Origin of the sequence: Lactococcus lactis, assembly GCF_029023865.1 — a bacterium.
In the GTDB taxonomy this organism is placed as follows: domain Bacteria; phylum Bacillota; class Bacilli; order Lactobacillales; family Streptococcaceae; genus Lactococcus; species Lactococcus lactis.
Map to the genome: position 1 here is coordinate 530625 of NZ_CP118969.1, position 18263 is coordinate 548887.

The window sequence follows — 18263 nt, forward strand, 5'->3', positions numbered from 1 at the left end:
TCAAGAAGTATTTTTAAATATTAGTTTTAAGTATAGCAATCCTAAAAAGAAATTCGAGAAATAATAGAGAGAAATTAAGGAAAAAATAGTGATTTTAAATTTATTTATAATAGTTTTAATGATTTTTCTTACGGCATTTTTTGTTGCGGCTGAATTTTCGCTGGTAAAAATACGTAAAAGTCGTTTAGAAACATTAGAAAAAGAAAATAATAAAAGGGCAAAATTAGCACTTAATATCGTCAATCACCTTGATTCTTATTTAAGTGCCTGTCAACTTGGAATCACTTTGACTTCGTTAGCAATTGGGTGGGTAGGTGAAAGTACAATGCATAGTATTTTAGCTCCCCTCTTGTCTTATGTTCCTCTACCTTCTGCGTTATTAGACAGCTTGTCTATTATTTTAGCCTTTTTATTAATTACTTTTGTTCATGTGGTAATCGGAGAACTTATTCCAAAATCTTTAAGTATTACAAAAACTGAAGGAGTTGTTTTAACGGTTGCTGCTCCGCTCCATTATTTTTATAAACTTACCTATCCTTTCGTGTGGTTATTGAATGCTTCAGCAAGTTCAATTGGTAGATTGTTTAATTTAAGTTTGGCTACTGAAGGTGATGAAATCCATTCGGAAGAAGAGTTAATTTTAATTGCTAATCAAAGTTTTATTAAAGGGGAAATCAACGAAAAAGAGTACGAATATCTCAACAATGTCTTTGAATTTGATGATTTGATAGCTAAGGATATCATGGTGTCGAGATTAGATATGGAGACGATTCCCGTTGATGTTTCGATTGAAGAAGCGTTAAAATTTGCGATTAAAAAAGGGCACACTCGTTTCCCTATTATTGCTAAAACTAAAGATGATATTCTAGGCTATGTTACGCTCCAAAATTTGATTAAAGAGTATTTAACTGCTCCTGGTCAAGAAATAAAGAAAATCATGCAAGAACCTATTATATTTATTGATACTATTCCCGTAAAGTTATTACTCTCAGAGATGCAAAAAGAGCATAAACATTTTGCTATTCTATTGGACGAGTATGGTGGGACAAGTGGACTTGTGACAATTGAGGATATTCTTGAAGAGTTAGTTGGTGATATTCAGGATGAAGAAGATCATGAGAAAGAATTGGTAATAAAGCTTTCTCCGACTACTTATCAGGTAGATGGTAAATTGCTTTTATCTGAATTTGAAGAACTGTTTAATATTGATTTGGCTCAAAATAATTTAAGTAAAACGATTAGTGGGTTTATTACAAATTATTCACTAGAGCAAAATGAGCCACTTGAGGTGGGTCAGACTTTCGAATTTGATAATTTGAAAATTACTATTATTGAAATGGATAAAATTACTCCTCATATTTTAGAAGTTAAACGAGTGTAGATTGTATTTGAGGTATAAAAAAACGGAGCTTTAAGAGGCTCCGCTTTTTTATTTTATTGACGAACGACGAGGACATCGCATGGTGCATTTTTGATAATGTAATCCGCCACTGAACCGATAAAGATACGTTCAATGTAAGAAAGACCAGTAGCTCCAAGAACAATGAGGCTAATTTCTTCTTCTTTTGGAAGAGTTTGGCCAAGCATGACTTTTGGAGAACCGAATTCAACACGAGTTTTGACTTTTTTAACGCCAGCTTTTTTTGCTTCGTCAGCAAAGTCATTAATGAGGTTTTCAGCACCTTTGTGTGTATCATCAGCAACAACTGAATCATAGGCTGAGATAGATTGGAAGGCACGAAGGTCAATGACGTTAGCGATAACGAGTTCAGCATCGTTACGAAGTGCTGTTGCAACTGCTTTGTCAAAAGCTTTAGTAGCTTCTACCGAACCATCAATACCAACAAGGATTTTCTTATAGTTATCTAACATAGGCGACTCCTTCATAAGTTTTTATCTATATTTTAATTTTACTCTTATTTTGTCAATTTGTAAAAAGAAAACTGTTAAAAAATGGTTTATGGTATAATTGATGAAGTGAATTTCTTTAAAATAGTGGAAAAAATTACTGACAGAAATAGAAGTTCTCTATTGAAATTCTGTCAGCAAATTTTGATGACTTATGAACTTAAAGAAAACTGTAAGAAATAGGTGAAAAATATGACTCGATATGCTGTGGTGGATCTGGAAGCGACCGATGCTCATAGTAGTGAAAATAAAATTATACAGATTGGGATTGTTCTTGTTGAAGATGGAGAAATTGTTGAAACTTTTTCCACTGAAGTCAATCCACATGAACCTTTGCTTCCAAGGATTAGTGAACTGACAGGTTTGTCAGATAAACAGTTAAAGACGGCTCCTGAGTTTTCAGAAGTTGCTGGAAAAGTGCGAGAATTACTGACAGACAGTGTTTTTGTTGCTCATAATGCTAGGTTTGATTATGGACTTTTGGAAAAAAGTTTTCTTAATGCTGGCTTGGAATTTAATGAAATGCTGCGTGTCGATACAGTCGATTTGGCGCGTGTTTTTTATCCAACTTTTGAAAAATATGGTTTAGAATCATTGAGCGAAAAGTTAGATTTAGCGCATGACCATCCGCATGCCGCAGTTTCGGATGCGTATGCTACAGCTGAATTATTGCTGAAAATAGAAGCAAAAATCCAAAAGTTACCAAGAAGCGTTTTGGAAGAGTTGCTTAGACATTCGGACAATTTACTTTTTGAAAGTAAAACTTTTTTACAAGAGCAGTTGGATAAAACAAAAATTCGACCAGCTGGCTTTAAAGTGGTTCATAATATTGCGACGCGTAAGTTTAGGGCTTCTGTCAGTAAAAAAAGTCCACTGACAGACTTGTCAGCAAATTTTTCAGAAAATATCAGTAGATTGGGCTTAGCTTCTCGCTCAAAACAAGAAAAATTAGCTCATTTAATGGAAACAGAGCTTACACATTTACAAGCAAGTTTTATTGAGGCACCGACAGGACTTGGAAAAACTTATGGTTATTTACTGCCAATTTTGGCCTCAGGAAAAGGTTTGGTCGTTTCAACAGCAACCAAAGTTCTCCAAAAGCAATTAGTAAATGATGTGGCACCAAAACTTGGGAAAACATTTGGTTTAAAAATGGCCAAGATTGTTGGGACTAAAAATTACATTTCTCTGAGAAAATTTTCTGAGCTTTTATTAAATAATACTGACGGCAAAAATTTTGAAATTTTTAAAATGAAAATTTTAATTTGGCTGACAGAAACAAGGACAGGCGAATTGGATGAAGTTTCAAAAGTCATGACTAATGATGACTATTTTGAAGTCATTCGCCATGATGGCTATGTCAATACAAAACAGCTTCATTATGAACAAGATTTTTGGTTGAAAGCCCAAAAAGAAGCTGAACAGGCTGAAATTAAAGTGGTGAATCATGCCTATTTGATTGAACGTTTAGCTGACTATCCTGAAACTTTTTTGGAAAATCGTGTTCTTGTTGTTGATGAGGCTCAACAATTATTTCCTATCATGGAAAATGCGGGTCAAAAATCTTTAAAAATTACTGACGAACTGATAAAAATTGATGCTGAAACAAGTGAAAATCCCCAGCTGACCAAAAGGCTTCAAGAAAGTCTTGTTTTTCAGCTTAATAAAAAAGAGCTTGATTTAAATAAAATAAAGATAGATGCTGATGAACTTGGCTTGAGAAATCTGTCAGCACTTTTAGAAGCTGATAATCAAATTGTCTGGCGTGAAAATGGGATGCTTTATGCGAGTGACCAAGATTTTTATAATTTTGAACGATTGATTCCTAAAAATACCAAACTTTTTATGTTGGGAGCGACATTGTCATTATCTAAAGACAAACCGTCATTTCCTGACTTGCTTGGTTTTACAGACTATCGCTTTTTCAAAATTGAAGGAAATCAAGCCACTAATCAGCAATTGCTGACGGTGACAGATGCGCCTAATATCAAAAATCTAAGTTTAATTGATTATGCAGATTACACAGCAAATTCAATTGGAGAACTTTCAAAATTGAATTTGCCAATGGTGGTCTTATTTACTTCAAAAATGGCTTTGACTTTTGTTGCTGAGAAATTATCTGCTGAAGGGTTTGAGATTTTAGCACAAGATATTAATGGGAGTCCAGCCCAAATCAAGAAAAAGTTTGATAAAGGTGAAGGAAAAATTTTATTAGGTTTGGGTTCTTTTTGGGAGGGAGTCGATTTTGATAAGCAAAATCAAGTGATTCTTGTTATTCCAAGACTTCCTTTTGCAACGCCTGATGATATTTTAACTAAAAAATATGCGCAAAAGTTTGAAAATCCTTTCTATGATTTTAATGTTCCAATGGCAACTTTAAAATTACGTCAGGCCATTGGTCGGGTAAACCGTCGTAAAAATCAGTACTCAAGTATTGTCGTATTAGATAAAAGACTTGCAGGAAAATCTTACGCCAAAAGAATGCGAAAAAATCTTTCAGAAACTTTACCTGTAAAAATGCTGAATTTACTAGACACAATCAGCGAAATCAAGAATTTTTTGATATAATAAAACATGTTTAAGCAAAAACTTAAAATGGGAAATTGGACAAATTATTTTTTCCTAATCATGAGAAATTTTACTAATAAGCCTTCAAATAATCTTTGAAAAAAGATTTTCTCAAATTTTGAAAGAAGAAAAATATGAAAAAGCGAAAAATGACTCGACATTCGCAAATTATAATTGGAATTTTAGTGATAATTTTAGCCATTTATTTGTCTATCAGTCTTTTCTTTTGGAAGAGTCTAAATCCTTATCATTCCGTTCGAGCGCAAGCGATTGACATTGCCACAGAAAAAACAGATTTAGTTAAAGCGACAGGATTTGATATTGCTGCAACTGACACCGTGACTTATTCAATTGTTGGCCTTAATAAAGCGAATCAAGAAATTGGAATTCTAATTCCAAAAAAATCTGGTAAAATTAAAGAAGTTAAATTATCGCAAGGGGTTTCACCAGCAAGCTTAACGACAAAAGATACGAAATCAGTTGTCTTAGCGCTTTACAAAGGGAAACCGGCTTGGGAAGTAAATAATAGCAATGGTTTTAAAGTTTATGACTTTGAGTCAGGAAAAGAGTTGATATGAAAAAAAATTCTGATTTTGTATTAAAAATGGATGAGTCCGTCACTCTTGCTGCGGCAAATCGCGCAAAAGCATTAAAAGCACAAGGGCGAGATATTATTGACCTGACACTTGGTCAGCCAGACTTTCCAACACCAAAAATAATTGGTCAAGCAGCTATTGAAGCAATCGATAATGGCAAGGCGAGCTTTTATACACAAGCTGGTGGACTTCCAGAATTAAAAAATGCAGTTCAACATTATTGGACGCGTTTTTATAATTATGAAATTCAACCAAATGAAATATTGATTACAGCTGGAGCAAAGTTTGCCCTTTATGCTTACTTTATGGCAACTGTTGACCCTGACGATGAGGTAATCATTCCTGCTCCTTACTGGGTTTCTTATGTTGACCAAGTGAAAATGGCTGGAGGAAATCCGGTAATTGTAGAAGCCAAGCAAGAGAATAATTTTAAAGTTACGGTTGAGCAATTAGAAGAAGCAAGAACAAGTAAAAGTAAAATTTTATTACTCAATTCACCTTCTAATCCAACAGGGATGATTTATTCTAAAGAAGAATTAACAGCCATTGGAGAGTGGGCTCTTGCTCATGATTTATTAATTTTGGCAGATGATATTTATCATCGTTTAGTTTATAATGGAGCGGAATTTACAGCAATTTCAAGTCTATCTGATGAAATTCGGAAAAGAACGACAGTGATTAATGGTGTTTCTAAAACATTTGCAATGACTGGTTGGCGGATTGGACTAGCTGTAGGTGATCCAGAAATTATTTCTGCGATGACTAAGATTGCGAGCCAAACGACTTCTAATCCAACTGCTGTCGCTCAATACGCAGCAATAGAAGCTTTTGAAGAAAGAGATAATAGTTTTGAGATAATGCATGCAGCATTTGAAGAACGTTTAAATATCATTTATGGTCAACTTTCTGAGGTTCCAGGATTTGAACTTGTAAAACCAAATGGTGCTTTCTATTTATTCCCGAAAGTGACTAAGGCAATGGCGATGAAAGGCTATAGTGATGTGACTGATTTTACAACTGCTATTCTTGAAGAAGCAGGTGTCGCCTTGGTTACAGGAGCAGGTTTTGGTTCTCCAGAAAATGTGCGCTTGAGCTATGCAACAAGTCTTGAAAATTTAGAAGTTGCAGTGGCACGTTTAAAAGATTGGATGAATGAATGATCGATAAGAAAGAAGCAAAATCGGCCTATAAACTTTCAAAAAAAGTTGGAGCAGTTGTTGCTTATAAGAATCTCGAAACGAATGAACGCTATATTGATATAGCACCAGATTTAGCAGGTGTAAAAAATCGTTTTGAATTTGCCAAAAAAACGGGAATTGGCTTACCTTATGCCATTGAAAAAGCAGCAAAAACAGCTGATTTTGAATTGGAAGTTCTTGAAGAATTAGAAAAAGATGAGCTCCAAACCACTAAAGAATTCAAAGAAGATTTAAAAACTTTAAAAGAAATCTGGCTTGAAAAGTTATAAAAGTATTATTTAAAAATTATAAAATTAAAATATAGAAGGACTTATTTATGAAAGACTTAATTTCAATCATCGACGTCAAGGACCACGTTGGTGAAACAGTAAAAATCGGCGCTTGGGTTGCTGACAAATCAGGTAAAGGGAAACTTCAATTTCTTCAACTTCGCGATGGAACAGCATTTTTCCAAGCTGTTGTTTTCAAACCAAATATGATTGAAAAATTTGGTGAAGAAGAAGGAACAGCTAAATTTGATGAAATTAAACATCTCTCACAAGAAACTTCAGTTTATGTGACAGGTGTCGTTAAAGAAGATTCACGTTCAAAATTTGGTTATGAACTTGATGTGACTGATTTGGAAGTGATTGGTCAATCACATGATTATCCAATTACGCCAAAAGAACACGGCGTTGAATTCCTCCTTGATAACCGCCATTTATGGTTGCGTTCAAAACGTCAAATGGCAATGATGCAAGTGCGTAATGCAATCATCTATGCAAGTTATGATTTCTTTGCGAAAAATGGCTTCATTAAGTTTGATAGTCCAATTCTTTCAGGAAATGCTGCTGAAAACACAACAGAACTCTTTGAAACAGATTATTTTGGTAATTCTGCTTTCTTGTCACAATCAGGACAACTTTATCTTGAAGCTGGAGCAATGGCTCTTGGACGTGTTTTCGACTTTGGACCAGTATTCCGTGCTGAAAAATCAAAAACTCGTCGTCATTTGACAGAATTTTGGATGATGGATGCAGAATATCCATTTGTTACTCATGATGAATCATTGGATATTCAAGAAGCGTATGTGAAAGCTTTGATTCAAGGTGTTTTGGATAATGCTGCTTATGCTCTTGAAACACTTGAACGTGATACAAGCATGTTGCAAAAGTATATTGATACACCTTTCAAACGTGTTTCTTATGATGAGGCTATTGATTTGTTGCAAGCACACGAAAATGATGAAGATACAGATTATGAGCATGTAGAACATGGGGATGACTTCGGTTCGCCTCATGAAACATGGATTTCAAATTACTATGGTGTTCCAACATTTATCGTCAACTATCCTGCAAGTTTTAAAGCTTTCTACATGAAACCAGTCCCTGGTAACCCAGAACGCGTTTTGTGTGCTGACCTTTTGGCTCCAGAAGGCTATGGCGAAATCATTGGTGGTTCAGAACGTGAAACTGATTATGATTTGTTACTTAAGAAAATTGCTGATTTCGGTTTAGATCCTAAAGATTATGATTGGTATTTAGAACTTCGTAAATTTGGTTCAGTTCCTCATGCTGGTTTCGGACTTGGTCTTGAACGTATGGTTACTTTTGTCGCTGGGACAGAACATATTCGTGAAGCAATTCCATTCCCACGTATGATTAACCGTATCCAACCTTAATAAAAATAAAAAACCTCTACTTTAAGAGGTTTTTTTATTATTTTGAAGAGGAAGCGGAAGAAGCTTGGGCTGCAGCAACATCATCTTTAGTGACTAAGATATTATAGAGTTCACTTTTGTCTGAATTTAGATAAATGTAACGCTCCTTAAAATTAGGAAAAACGGCAGAAAATTGGTTGAATTCTGAGGCTGTAGCTGTGGCTAATTGTTTAGCTACAGCTTCTTTTGTGGCTGTAGGTGCTATTTGGTTTCGATAGGTATAGGTATAAACAATCGTTTGAGGGGCTTCGGCAGTTGCTGTAATATCTGACTAGGTATCTTTGTAAGTTTCCTTCATCGTTGCTACTGTTGGTTGTGTAGCATCAACAGCTTTTTGAAATGAACTATCGACATTTCCTGTAGGAGTTTCAACTTTTGAAGACGAAGATACTTTGGAAGAAGAAGACGTTGATGATGGGAAAGAGAAAGATGAAGTAGAAGATGAACTACTTTTGTGTGAAGCATCAGATTTTTTAGAGCAGGCCCCTAATGAGAGCAGTGCGAGGGCTAGTGTCGTTGTAATTAATATTTTTTTCATGATACTAGGAGTATAACATTTTTAGTTTGGGTTAAGCAAGCCTTAAATGTGTTTTTTGTGATAAAAAAGTCATGTGAGTAAAATTTTTTACAAAAAACTTATTTATAAGACTAAAAAAATATAAAAATTACACTTTTTTGTAAATTTGGAGAATGATAGCCTTTGCAAGACTGTGATATAATTAACTTATGAAAAATAAAGAAGAACCTCGGATGAAGTGGTCGGATGATGAATATGAAGCGATGATAGATTTGGCAACAAGGCAGTTAGCTGAGCGAATGGCTGAAAGAGCTTTGATGACTTATGAGATTTATAAATATGATTATCTTGGTTCGCAGTTTGTGGCCGATTTTATTGCAGAGTTTGTCATTAGTGCTTATCGTTCATATTTAATCAAACCAGAAAATCTTGATGAAGAGGTGATGCTTTTATTATTTGTCAACATGGCTTATGAAAATATGCGAGGATTGCCAGATGAAGTGGCACAATACCACAGACTTTTTAGACAACTTTGTGACCTTTATTATGAACAAGGTTGTTTACGTCATGCTCTGATTGACGAAGCAGACTATCAGGAAATGGTTTTGGCAATTTTAGCTGATATTTTTATGGAAGTGAAAATGAGAAAAAAATTTAAAAAGTAATTTTGTAATCTTAAAGGGGAGAAAATGGATTTAGATGCTTACCAAAAAGCAATTATCAAATTTGATTTGAATGAAAAAATAGAGAGTCAAAATAAAGTAGATTTTGCATTTGTGGATAAAGTTTTGGGATTATCTGGTGAAGCAGGTGAAGTGGCTGACAAGGTAAAAAAAGTTATCCGTGACCAAAAGGGAAAGCTGTCAGCCAATGATAAAAAGGCCATCGGTCAGGAGCTTGGTGATATTCTTTGGTATGTAGCAACGAGTGCACGTTATCTAGGAATTTCTCTTGAACAAATTGCGAGTGAAAATATTGAGAAATTAGAGAGTCGATTGAGTCGTGGCAAGATTTCAGGCTCAGGGGATGAGAGATGAAAATATTGATTGTGGCTGGTTTGACAGATTTTATACCTAATGAAAGTTTTGATAAATATATTGGTGTGGATAGAGGGTCACTATTTTTAGTGGAAAAAGGTTATCAATTGGCTCTAGCAATTGGTGATTTTGATTCTGTCAGTAAAATTGAACTTGAAAAAATTTCTGTCAGTACTGACAGATTGATTAAATTGCCTGCTGAAAAAGATTTGACAGACTTAGAAGCGGCTTTAGATCTTGTTTTAGAGTATTTTGCTGATGCGGAAATTGTAATTGCTGGTGCTTTAGGTGGACGTTTGGACCATTTACTGACCAATGCTTATTTAGCAACACGACCAAAATATCAAGCCCTCGCTCCAAAAATGACTTTAGTTGACCGACAAAATTTGGTGACCTATTTGTTGCCTGGTCAGCATTTACTAAAGAGAAAGCTAACTTACCAATATGTTGGATTTGTTCAAGTAGAAACAAAGGATAGTTTAGCCATTGAAGAAGCAAAATATCCTTTGAAAGCAGAGGATAATTTTAGTCAAATCTATGCTAGTAATGAATTTATCAGTGACCAAATGAAAGTTTCATTCAATCAGGGAATGGTCATTGTAATTTATTCAGGTGATTCGCATAAAAAATAAACAATAAGAGGTTAAGGAGAACGGAAAAAGTATGATTATTGGAGTCATTGGGGCAACATCAAATATTGCAAATAAGGCTTATTTACCAGTTTATGCGAAAATGCAGGCGGACCATCGTTTTATTTTGTATTCTCGTCAGTGGGAAAAAGCTGAAGAAGTTCGCAAACATTATAAATTTGAATATGCGACAGAGGACTTGTCAGCACTAGAAACTGTGGATTTGGTTATTATTCATGCGGCAACTTCCCAACATTTTGAGTTAGCTAAAAGATATTTGTCAGCGGGAGTTCCTGTTTTAATGGATAAACCTGTTTCAGAAAAATTAGCCGAAGTAAAAGAATTGCAAAAAATTGCTGACCAAAATAATACTTTATTTGTCGTCGCTTTTAATCGCAGATTTGCACCACAAACAGCTAAATTAAAAGCTCTCCCAGATAAAAATATGGTGAAAGTAAGTAAAAATTTAGCAAATTCTGCCAGTGAAAAAATTACATTTTTAATGTACGATATTTTTATTCACCCTCTGGACACCTTGATTTATTTGCTAGATGATGAGATTTTAGAAGTCAATTATTCATTAAAGAAGAATCAAGACGGGCAATTAACAAGAGCAATTGTTATGCTAGAAACAGCGACAACGAGTGGAATTGCCACAATGAACTTAGAAGCTGGTGCCTTTACTGAAGAATTTACAGTAGAAAGTCCTAGAGAAAGCCTTCGCTTGTCAGAACTGTGCGAACTTGAAAAATTTACAGGAATTGACCGTCAAAAATTTGGAATAAGTGGTTGGCAAAGTGCGACATACAATCGTGGTTTTGATGAAATTATTTCTGCCATGGTTCTAGCGGTTGAAAAATTTGATGGTCAAAATCGTCAAGAATTACTGACAGAACTTAAACAAGAAAATATTCTAAAATCCCACGAAATCATTGACCAAATGTTAAAATGAAAAGTTACTGACAGAAATATTAGCATATCTGTAAACTGCTAAAGCAGTCACAGCTATCCTATGACAGAAATATTAGACTATCTTAAAAATACTGACAGAGTTAAAAAATTTCTGTCAGTATTTTTTTAGGCTGAGCCTTGCATTATTGTCAATAAAAAAGTATAATTATAAAAAAATTAAGAAAAGGAGTCCGCATGACAACACAACAATCTAAAGTCTTTTATTTTTGGTGCAGATAGTTTGTGTTTATGCAATTGGCGTAGATACAACTTTTGAGTATACTCAAGTTTCTGCGCCGGGATTCAAAGAAGACCGGATAGTAAAAACTATCTGGTCTTTCTTTTTTAATTTTTTTACCCTTTCTTTCGACTCTAAAGTAAAATTAATCGTAAAGACCGACTCCAAGCAGGGTTTTGCTAGATGAATGGAAGGGAACTTATAAAAGAAAGCTTTGCTTTCACACATTAGAAAAGAGGAATTTTATGGAAAATTCTACAGGCTTGAAGTCTTCTTTAAAGACTCGCCACATTGTTATGCTCTCACTTGGGGGAGCGATTGGTTCAGGACTATTTTTAGGTTCTGGAAAAGTCATTGCACAGGCTGGGCCAAGTGTATTACTCTCATACATCTTAGCTGGACTGACACTTTATGTTGTCATGTATGGTGTTGGGAAAATGGTCATCCATCAAGATGAACATAAGGCTGGAATGGCCGGAGTTGTTGCTCCTTTTATTGGGGACCACTGGGCGCATTTTGCGGACTGGGTTTACTGGGCAACTTGGATGGCCGTCCTAATTGCAGAAGAAGCAGGGGTATCAACTTTCCTTGCCATGCTAATTCCTGGAGTGCCATTATGGGTTTTCGCCCTGATTGTAGCAGTTCTTGGAACAGCAATTAATCTCTGGTCAGTTAGAGCTTTTGCCGAAACGGAATATTGGCTTGCATTTATTAAAGTCGCTGTTATTTTAATTTTAATTGCACTCGGAATTTATTTATTAGTTATTAATGATGCTCATCTTGGTTTTGTTGCTGATACCGCTCAAAAAGTATCGACTAAAAGTACAGCACCAAGCTTTGCTCCTAATGGCTTTTCAGGATTTTTAACTTCATTATTAGTTGTTATTTTCTCATTTGGTGGTTCTGAATTGGCAGCAATTACAGTTGCTGAAACGGAAAATCCAAAAGTAGCGATTCCGAGAGCTATTCGAGGTGTTTTAATTCGGATTATTAGTTTTTATGTTATTCCAATCTTTTTATTCTTGCATTTATTACCATGGAGCGAAGTTTCAAATCCAGATGCAGCAAGTCCATTTGCTACAATTTTTGCTCGAGTAGGAATTCCACACACTGATAAAATCGTTCTCGTAATTATTGTTATTGCAATTTTCTCAGCGGTTAACTCAGCAATTTATGCCACTTCACGCTCACTCTATTCACGCATTCAAGGTTCAAATTCTTATGTGGGTCAAAGATTGGGCAAATTATCTAAAAATCAAGTCCCAACGAATGCGATTTTAGTTTCATCATTTGTTTTGTTTATTGGTGTACTTTTGTCAGCAATTTTGGGTGATGGATTCTGGCAATTTGTGGCTGGTTCGATTTCATTTACGATTTCAATTGTTTGGATTCTCCTTTTAGTCGCTGCTCTTGTTTTATATTTTAAACATAAAGAAGTAACGAATTGGTTTGTTAAGTTGGCAACACTTGTTGTGCTTATTGCTTTAACGATTATCTTCATCATGCAAATTGTCACTAATCCATGGACTTTGTCAGTCTTTGCTCTAGTGATTTGCCTCCTTTCTTACTTTACTTACCGAAAGAAAAAAGCATAATAATAAAAAACATTCATTTTAAAAGAATGTTTTTCTTTTGTTTGAGCTCTAGGTATTCAATAAACTTTTCTTTGATTAAATCATTTTTGATAAGTGACAATTTTTGTTTGCGAACAAGTTTATGTTTAAACCACCATTCACAAGACATGGCATCATTTTTATTATCAAAATCAACAGAGGCAAGCAGCTTAACTGGCAATCTTGTTTTTGTATATTTCGCCCCTTTACCAGAGTTATGAGTGGCGAGTCTTTTTTCTAAATCAGTGGTATAGCCACAGTAGAGAGTCTTATCTGAGCATTGTAAAATGTAAGTAAAATATTGGTTCATAAGTTTTTTTCTAAAATAGTGAGAAATTCAAAAGGAGTAAATTCATGAGTAGGCTCCCAAATCTTTTGAAATTGATTGATCATTCCATTGTGAGAAACAATGAGAATATTTTGAGCAGAAGGAAAAAGTTGAGGAAGTTTTTCTAAAAATATTTTAGCACGTTCATGAATAGAAGCAAGAGATTCAATACCTAAAGTAAGATTTTCTTCATTTTCTATATTAAGTTGTGCCCAATCTCGATTTTCTTTTGTTTGATTTTCCAATTTTCCAAGGCCTCGTTCACGTAATAAAGGTTCAAAGAGTAGTAAGGCTCCTATTTTATTAGAAATTATCATTGCAGTTTCCTTAGCACCTTGTAAATCTGATGATAAAATCAAGTCAAATTTTACTGACGAAAGTTTGTCAGCTAAAATTTCGGACTGTTGAATTCCTGTGCCAGTGAGAGGACTGTTCAACCAACCCGTCAGCAAATTTTGCTGAATACTTCGCGTTTCACCATGTCTGACTAAATATAATTTCATAGTCAGATTATACCATTTAACGTAGCCAAAGTTAAGAGCTAGCTTGCCATTCGTGGTATAATAAGAGTATGATTACTTCACTTACGATTCTTTCAAGTCTTGCAATAATTGTAACCGCAGTTATTGCTTTTGCGGAATATCAAGCTGGAAAAAGACGTCATTCAACCACTCTATCTATCGAAATGCTTCATAAGCAAAAAGACGATTTTATTAAATGGTTTTATGATTATCTTCATATCTCACAAGTGTTGATGCGAGTAACAATTCAACTTAACATGGACCGCTTAGAACAACGTCATTTTGAAAGTACAAATGACTCTAGTAATCAGCGACGCATTATTCGTATTAATGAGAATACGATGTCAAGAGATCGTAATGCAGCAGATTTAAATTATCAAATGATGCTTTTAAATCTGGTGATTGATGACCGTAAGCCTTATTTTGAAAATACTCAGATCAAGGTCCGCTCAAATTTTGAGACATTAATGCATGACATCAATGAATTTACAAGAAAAATTCATGTAGAGTATGATGAAAAAATGAAAGATAATGATGACGCAGGTTGTCGTTCTATAATGAATGAAGCTCGAAAGATGGCTAGAAATACGATGGAGGCTATCGAAAAATCTAATCATGAAATGGGTGAGCAAGTCAAACATGATATTCAAGCACTCGAAGATGAAGTAGAACATTATTTTAAAAAATAAAAAAACATGAATATACACCTTCACTATGGAGAAGACACCAATATCTGCAATCAAAACAAAATAATAAAAGGAAAATAAATGCCACAAGATAAAATAGTAATACATGGTGCACGTGAGCACAATTTAAAAAATATAGATGTTGAAATTCCAAGAGATAAATTAGTTGTTGTTACTGGGGTTTCAGGGTCTGGGAAATCATCTCTGGCCTTTGAAACTTTATATGCAGAAGGTCAACGTCGATATGTTGAATCTTTGTCAGCTTATGCCAGACAGTTTTTAGGAAATATGGATAAACCAGATGTTGATTCAATTGATGGTTTGTCGCCAGCAATCTCTATTGACCAAAAAACAACTTCTAAAAATCCTCGCTCAACAGTCGGGACGGTTACGGAAATTAATGACTATTTGCGTCTATTATACGCCCGTGTTGGGACGCCATATTGTGTGAATGGTCATGGAAAAATTTCGGCACAGTCAGTTGAAGAAATTGTTGAACAAATTCTTGAACTCCCTGAAAAAACACGTTTACAAATTCTCGCTCCTGTCGTACGTACCAAAAAAGGGACTCATGTTAAAATGTTTGAGCGTATCCAAAAAGATGGTTATGTTCGTGTTCGTGTTGATGGCGAAGTTTATGATATTTCAGAAGTTCCAGAACTTGATAAAAATAAAAAGCACAACATTGAAATTGTCATTGACCGGATTGTTGTAAAAGAAGGAATTCGTTCGCGTCTTTTTGACTCTGTAGAGGCTGCGCTTCATCAGGCTGAGGGTTATGTTATTGTTGATAAAATGGATGGTTCAGAGCTTTTATTTAGTGAATTTTATGCCTGTCCAGTTTGTGGATTTACTGTTCCAGAACTTGAACCACGCCTCTTCTCATTCAATGCTCCTTTTGGCTCATGCCCAGATTGTGATGGTTTAGGAGTTAAATTGGAACCCGATGTCGATTTATTGATTCCTGATACAAGCAAAACACTGCGTGAGGGAGCAATTATCTATTGGTATGGGAAAGCCTCAACTTATTACCCTGCTCTTTTAGAGCAAGCAATGGAGCAATTCGGCATTGATTTAGATAGGCCTTGGGAAAAACTGTCAGAAAAAGAACAACAAATTGTTTTATATGGAAATGGAGATAAACTTTTCCATTTTCTGCACGAAGGAGATTTTGGATTACGTGACCAAGATATGACCTTTGTTGGGGTCATTCCTAATCTTTGGCGGCGTTATCGTTCAGGAATGAGCGAGTCAGCTAGAGAAATGGCGCGTTCTTACATGACTGAATTGACTTGTACGACTTGTCATGGTTATCGTTTAAATGATCAAGCACTTTCTGTTAAAGTGGGAGAGAAAAATATTGCTGAATTTTCAATTCTGTCAATTGGCGATACGCTTGATTATGTGAAAAGTTTAGTTCTTTCTGCAAATAATGAAATTATCGCAAAACCTATTTTGAAAGAAATTAAAGACCGTTTGACTTTCTTGAAAAATGTTGGTTTGGATTATCTTACGCTATCTCGTTCAAGCGGAACACTCTCTGGTGGAGAGTCACAACGCATTCGTTTAGCGACACAAATTGGTTCAAATTTATCAGGCGTTTTGTATATTTTGGATGAACCTTCCATTGGTTTACATCAAAGAGATAATGACAGACTGATTGAGTCTTTACAAAAGATGCGTGATTTGGGGAATACGTTAATTGTCGTTGAACATGATGAGGACACGATGATGGCAGCCGATTGGCTTATTGATGTTGGGCCTGGGGCAGGTGATTTAGGAGGTGAAATTATTGCCTCTGGAACACCAAAACAAGTCATGAAAAATAAAAAATCACTGACAGGGCAATATTTGTCAGGAAAAAGAGCCATTCCAGTTCCCGAAAAACGTCGAGCCATTGATAAGAAAAAAATGGTCAAGATTACAGGTGCAAGTGAGAACAACTTGCAAAACCTTGACGTTGAGTTTCCAATGGGAGTTATGACGGCTGTAACTGGGGTTTCTGGTTCTGGTAAATCAACTTTAGTTAACAGTATTTTAAAGAAATCATTAGCTCAAAAATTGAATCACAACTCAGAGAAACCTGGTAAGCATAAAAAAATTACTGGTTATGAAGGAATTGAGCGTTTGATTGATATTGACCAAAGTCCAATTGGTCGAACTCCACGTTCAAATCCGGCTACTTATACCAGCGTCTTTGATGACATTCGTGATTTATTTGCCAATACAAATGAAGCAAAAATTCGTGGTTATAAAAAAGGACGTTTCTCATTTAATGTTAAAGGTGGACGTTGTGAAGCCTGTTCTGGTGATGGAATCATCAAAATTGAAATGCATTTCTTGCCGGATGTTTATGTTCCATGTGAAGTTTGCCATGGCAGACGTTACAATTCAGAAACTTTAGAAGTTCATTATAAAGGGAAGAATATTTCGGAAGTACTCGATATGCGCGTGTCTGATGGCTTGGAATTCTTCCGTCATATTCCAAAAATTGAACGTAAACTCCAAACGATTGTTGATGTAGGTTTGGGATATGTGACGCTTGGACAACCGGCAACTACTTTATCAGGAGGGGAAGCTCAACGGATGAAATTAGCTTCTGAATTACAAAAACGTTCAAATGGTAAAGCTTTTTATATCTTGGATGAACCAACAACTGGTTTGCACAGTGAAGATATTGCGACCCTGATTCAAGTATTAGACCGTTTGGTTGAACAAGGAAATACGATTGTTGTCATTGAACATAATTTGGACGTTATTAAAACAGCAGATTACATCATCGACTTAGGTCCAGAAGGTGGTGCTGGTGGTGGAACAATTCTTGCTAAAGGAAGACCAGAAGAAGTTGCAAAAGTTGCTGACAGCTATACTGGTCAGTATTTGAAAGCAAAATTGGAAAAATAAGACTGATGGAAATTTAGACTTGTAATTAAAAGACTTGTCAGTAAGTGTAGAGGGTTGATAAAACTGTCAGCTTCACTGCCAGTTCCTTTATTCACCGATAAAATGCTTCCTCCGGTCGCATTTTACTGACAGAATTTATCTTAGAAATATTTATTAGATAAGCTTTCTGTCAGTAAGTTTTACAATAAAAAGCGTAATCTATAAACTTAGATTACGCTTTTGAGGAAAGAAAATGGATAAATTTAAGGAAATTTTTGAAGCGATTAAAGCTGACCCACAGAACAAAGAATATACAAAAGAAGGGATAGAGCCGCTTTATTCTGTCCATAAAGAAGCAAAAATTTGTATTATTGGTCAGGCGCCAGGTATTCGAGCACAAGAATCACGACTCTTTTGGAATGATCCGTCAGGTGACCGCCTGCGTGATTGGCTTGGAATTGACCGAACCACTTTTTATGAGTCAAATAAAATATCTATTTTGCCTTTAGATTTTTATTTTCCTGGAAAAGGAAAATCAGGTGATCTGCCACCTCGGGCAGGTTTTGCTCAAAAATGGCATAAAGAACTTTTAGAAGAAATGCCTGAGATTGAACTTTTTATTCTAGTAGGTTCTTATGCCATAAAGTATTATTTAAATTTAAAATCATCAGCAAAAACAACAGAAGTGATTCGTGATTTTGAAGCTTACTTACCAAAATATTTTCCGCTTGTTCATCCCAGCCCACGAAATAATATTTGGTTAGCCAAAAATCCGTGGTTTGAGCCTGAACTTTTACCAGAACTAAAAAAAAGAGTTGCTCAATTAATGAAATAAATTACTGACAGGCTGTCAGTAATAAAAAAAGTTACTGACAGTATGTTAGTAACTT

19 protein-coding genes are annotated in these 18263 nt (G+C 35.1%); 15 read left to right on the forward strand and 4 right to left on the reverse strand.

Annotation, left to right across the window (positions count from 1 at the left end):
• The first annotated feature begins 88 nt into the window (after positions 1–88).
• The gene (locus PYW37_RS02820; protein ID WP_023189079.1) at positions 89–1381 is read left to right on the forward strand and encodes a hemolysin family protein; all 1293 of its coding nucleotides are present in this window, start codon (positions 89–91) and stop codon (positions 1379–1381) included.
• Positions 1382–1434: 53 nt separating this feature from the next.
• On the opposite strand, the gene PYW37_RS02825 is transcribed toward PYW37_RS02820, so the two are convergent.
• Positions 1435–1872, reverse strand: a complete 438-nt coding sequence (locus PYW37_RS02825; protein WP_010906159.1) for a universal stress protein — start codon at positions 1870–1872, stop codon at positions 1435–1437.
• An 81-nt stretch (positions 1873–1953) separates the two neighbouring features.
• On the opposite strand from PYW37_RS02825, the gene PYW37_RS02830 reads away from it, so the two are divergent.
• The 6 genes from PYW37_RS02830 to asnS all read left to right on the forward strand — a co-directional run bounded on the left by PYW37_RS02830 (position 1954) and on the right by asnS (position 7931).
• Positions 1954–2091: a hypothetical protein gene (locus PYW37_RS02830; RefSeq protein ID WP_023189078.1), complete on the forward strand. Its 138-nt coding sequence runs from the start codon at positions 1954–1956 to the stop codon at positions 2089–2091.
• A 9-nt stretch (positions 2092–2100) separates the two neighbouring features.
• Positions 2101–4476 carry an ATP-dependent DNA helicase DinG gene (locus tag PYW37_RS02835; protein ID WP_023189077.1) on the forward strand — a complete coding sequence of 792 codons (2376 nt, stop codon included), beginning with the start codon at positions 2101–2103 and terminating at the stop codon, positions 4474–4476.
• 134 nt (positions 4477–4610) lie between these two features.
• Positions 4611–5054: a cell wall elongation regulator TseB-like domain-containing protein gene (locus PYW37_RS02840; RefSeq protein ID WP_003130291.1), complete on the forward strand. Its 444-nt coding sequence runs from the start codon at positions 4611–4613 to the stop codon at positions 5052–5054.
• Positions 5051–6232 (forward strand): pyridoxal phosphate-dependent aminotransferase, encoded by a 1182-nt coding sequence (locus PYW37_RS02845; protein ID WP_003130293.1) that lies wholly within the window; start codon positions 5051–5053, stop codon positions 6230–6232. Before PYW37_RS02840 ends, PYW37_RS02845 begins: the two co-directional genes overlap by 4 nt.
• Entirely contained in the window at positions 6229–6540 is a 312-nt protein-coding gene (locus PYW37_RS02850; RefSeq protein ID WP_003130296.1) for a GIY-YIG nuclease family protein, read from the forward strand. Before PYW37_RS02845 ends, PYW37_RS02850 begins: the two co-directional genes overlap by 4 nt.
• Positions 6541–6587: 47 nt before the next feature.
• Positions 6588–7931 (forward strand): asparagine--tRNA ligase, encoded by a 1344-nt coding sequence (asnS, locus tag PYW37_RS02855; protein ID WP_023189076.1) that lies wholly within the window; start codon positions 6588–6590, stop codon positions 7929–7931.
• Between the two features lie 310 nt (positions 7932–8241).
• Here the strand turns inward: asnS and PYW37_RS02860 are convergent, their stop codons facing one another.
• Entirely contained in the window at positions 8242–8508 is a 267-nt protein-coding gene (locus tag PYW37_RS02860; protein WP_023189075.1) for a hypothetical protein, read from the reverse strand.
• 188 nt (positions 8509–8696) lie between these two features.
• Here PYW37_RS02860 and PYW37_RS02865 point away from each other — a divergent pair, with 188 nt between their 5' ends.
• The 5 genes from PYW37_RS02865 to PYW37_RS02885 all read left to right on the forward strand — a co-directional run bounded on the left by PYW37_RS02865 (position 8697) and on the right by PYW37_RS02885 (position 12937).
• A complete protein-coding gene (locus PYW37_RS02865; protein WP_023189074.1) occupies positions 8697–9152 on the forward strand; it encodes a hypothetical protein in 456 nt (151 codons plus the stop codon).
• A gap of 24 nt (positions 9153–9176) precedes the next feature.
• A complete protein-coding gene (locus tag PYW37_RS02870) occupies positions 9177–9524 on the forward strand; it encodes a nucleoside triphosphate pyrophosphohydrolase family protein (protein WP_003130302.1) in 348 nt (115 codons plus the stop codon).
• Positions 9521–10156 carry a thiamine diphosphokinase gene (locus tag PYW37_RS02875; RefSeq protein ID WP_025017164.1) on the forward strand — a complete coding sequence of 212 codons (636 nt, stop codon included), beginning with the start codon at positions 9521–9523 and terminating at the stop codon, positions 10154–10156. The genes PYW37_RS02870 and PYW37_RS02875 overlap by 4 nt, the downstream gene beginning before the upstream one ends.
• A gap of 31 nt (positions 10157–10187) precedes the next feature.
• Positions 10188–11105 (forward strand): Gfo/Idh/MocA family protein, encoded by a 918-nt coding sequence (locus PYW37_RS02880; RefSeq protein ID WP_003130304.1) that lies wholly within the window; start codon positions 10188–10190, stop codon positions 11103–11105.
• A gap of 482 nt (positions 11106–11587) precedes the next feature.
• Positions 11588–12937 carry an amino acid permease gene (locus PYW37_RS02885; protein WP_023189072.1) on the forward strand — a complete coding sequence of 450 codons (1350 nt, stop codon included), beginning with the start codon at positions 11588–11590 and terminating at the stop codon, positions 12935–12937.
• A gap of 13 nt (positions 12938–12950) precedes the next feature.
• On the opposite strand, the gene PYW37_RS02890 is transcribed toward PYW37_RS02885, so the two are convergent.
• Together PYW37_RS02890 and PYW37_RS02895 are read right to left on the reverse strand one after the other, a co-directional pair.
• Entirely contained in the window at positions 12951–13265 is a 315-nt protein-coding gene (locus PYW37_RS02890; RefSeq protein WP_023189071.1) for a GIY-YIG nuclease family protein, read from the reverse strand.
• Positions 13262–13786 (reverse strand): histidine phosphatase family protein, encoded by a 525-nt coding sequence (locus PYW37_RS02895; protein ID WP_015426995.1) that lies wholly within the window; start codon positions 13784–13786, stop codon positions 13262–13264. The genes PYW37_RS02890 and PYW37_RS02895 overlap by 4 nt, the downstream gene beginning before the upstream one ends.
• A 68-nt stretch (positions 13787–13854) precedes the next feature.
• Between PYW37_RS02895 and PYW37_RS02900 the strand changes: the two genes are divergently transcribed.
• The 3 genes from PYW37_RS02900 to PYW37_RS02910 all read left to right on the forward strand — a co-directional run bounded on the left by PYW37_RS02900 (position 13855) and on the right by PYW37_RS02910 (position 18208).
• Positions 13855–14493, forward strand: a complete 639-nt coding sequence (locus tag PYW37_RS02900) for a hypothetical protein (protein ID WP_025017163.1) — start codon at positions 13855–13857, stop codon at positions 14491–14493.
• 78 nt (positions 14494–14571) lie between these two features.
• Complete coding sequence (gene uvrA / locus PYW37_RS02905) at positions 14572–17394, forward strand: excinuclease ABC subunit UvrA (protein WP_017864935.1); 2823 nt, start codon at positions 14572–14574, stop codon at positions 17392–17394.
• Positions 17395–17626: 232 nt separating this feature from the next.
• A complete protein-coding gene (locus PYW37_RS02910) occupies positions 17627–18208 on the forward strand; it encodes a uracil-DNA glycosylase family protein (protein WP_023189069.1) in 582 nt (193 codons plus the stop codon).
• Positions 18209–18263: the final 55 nt, after the last annotated feature.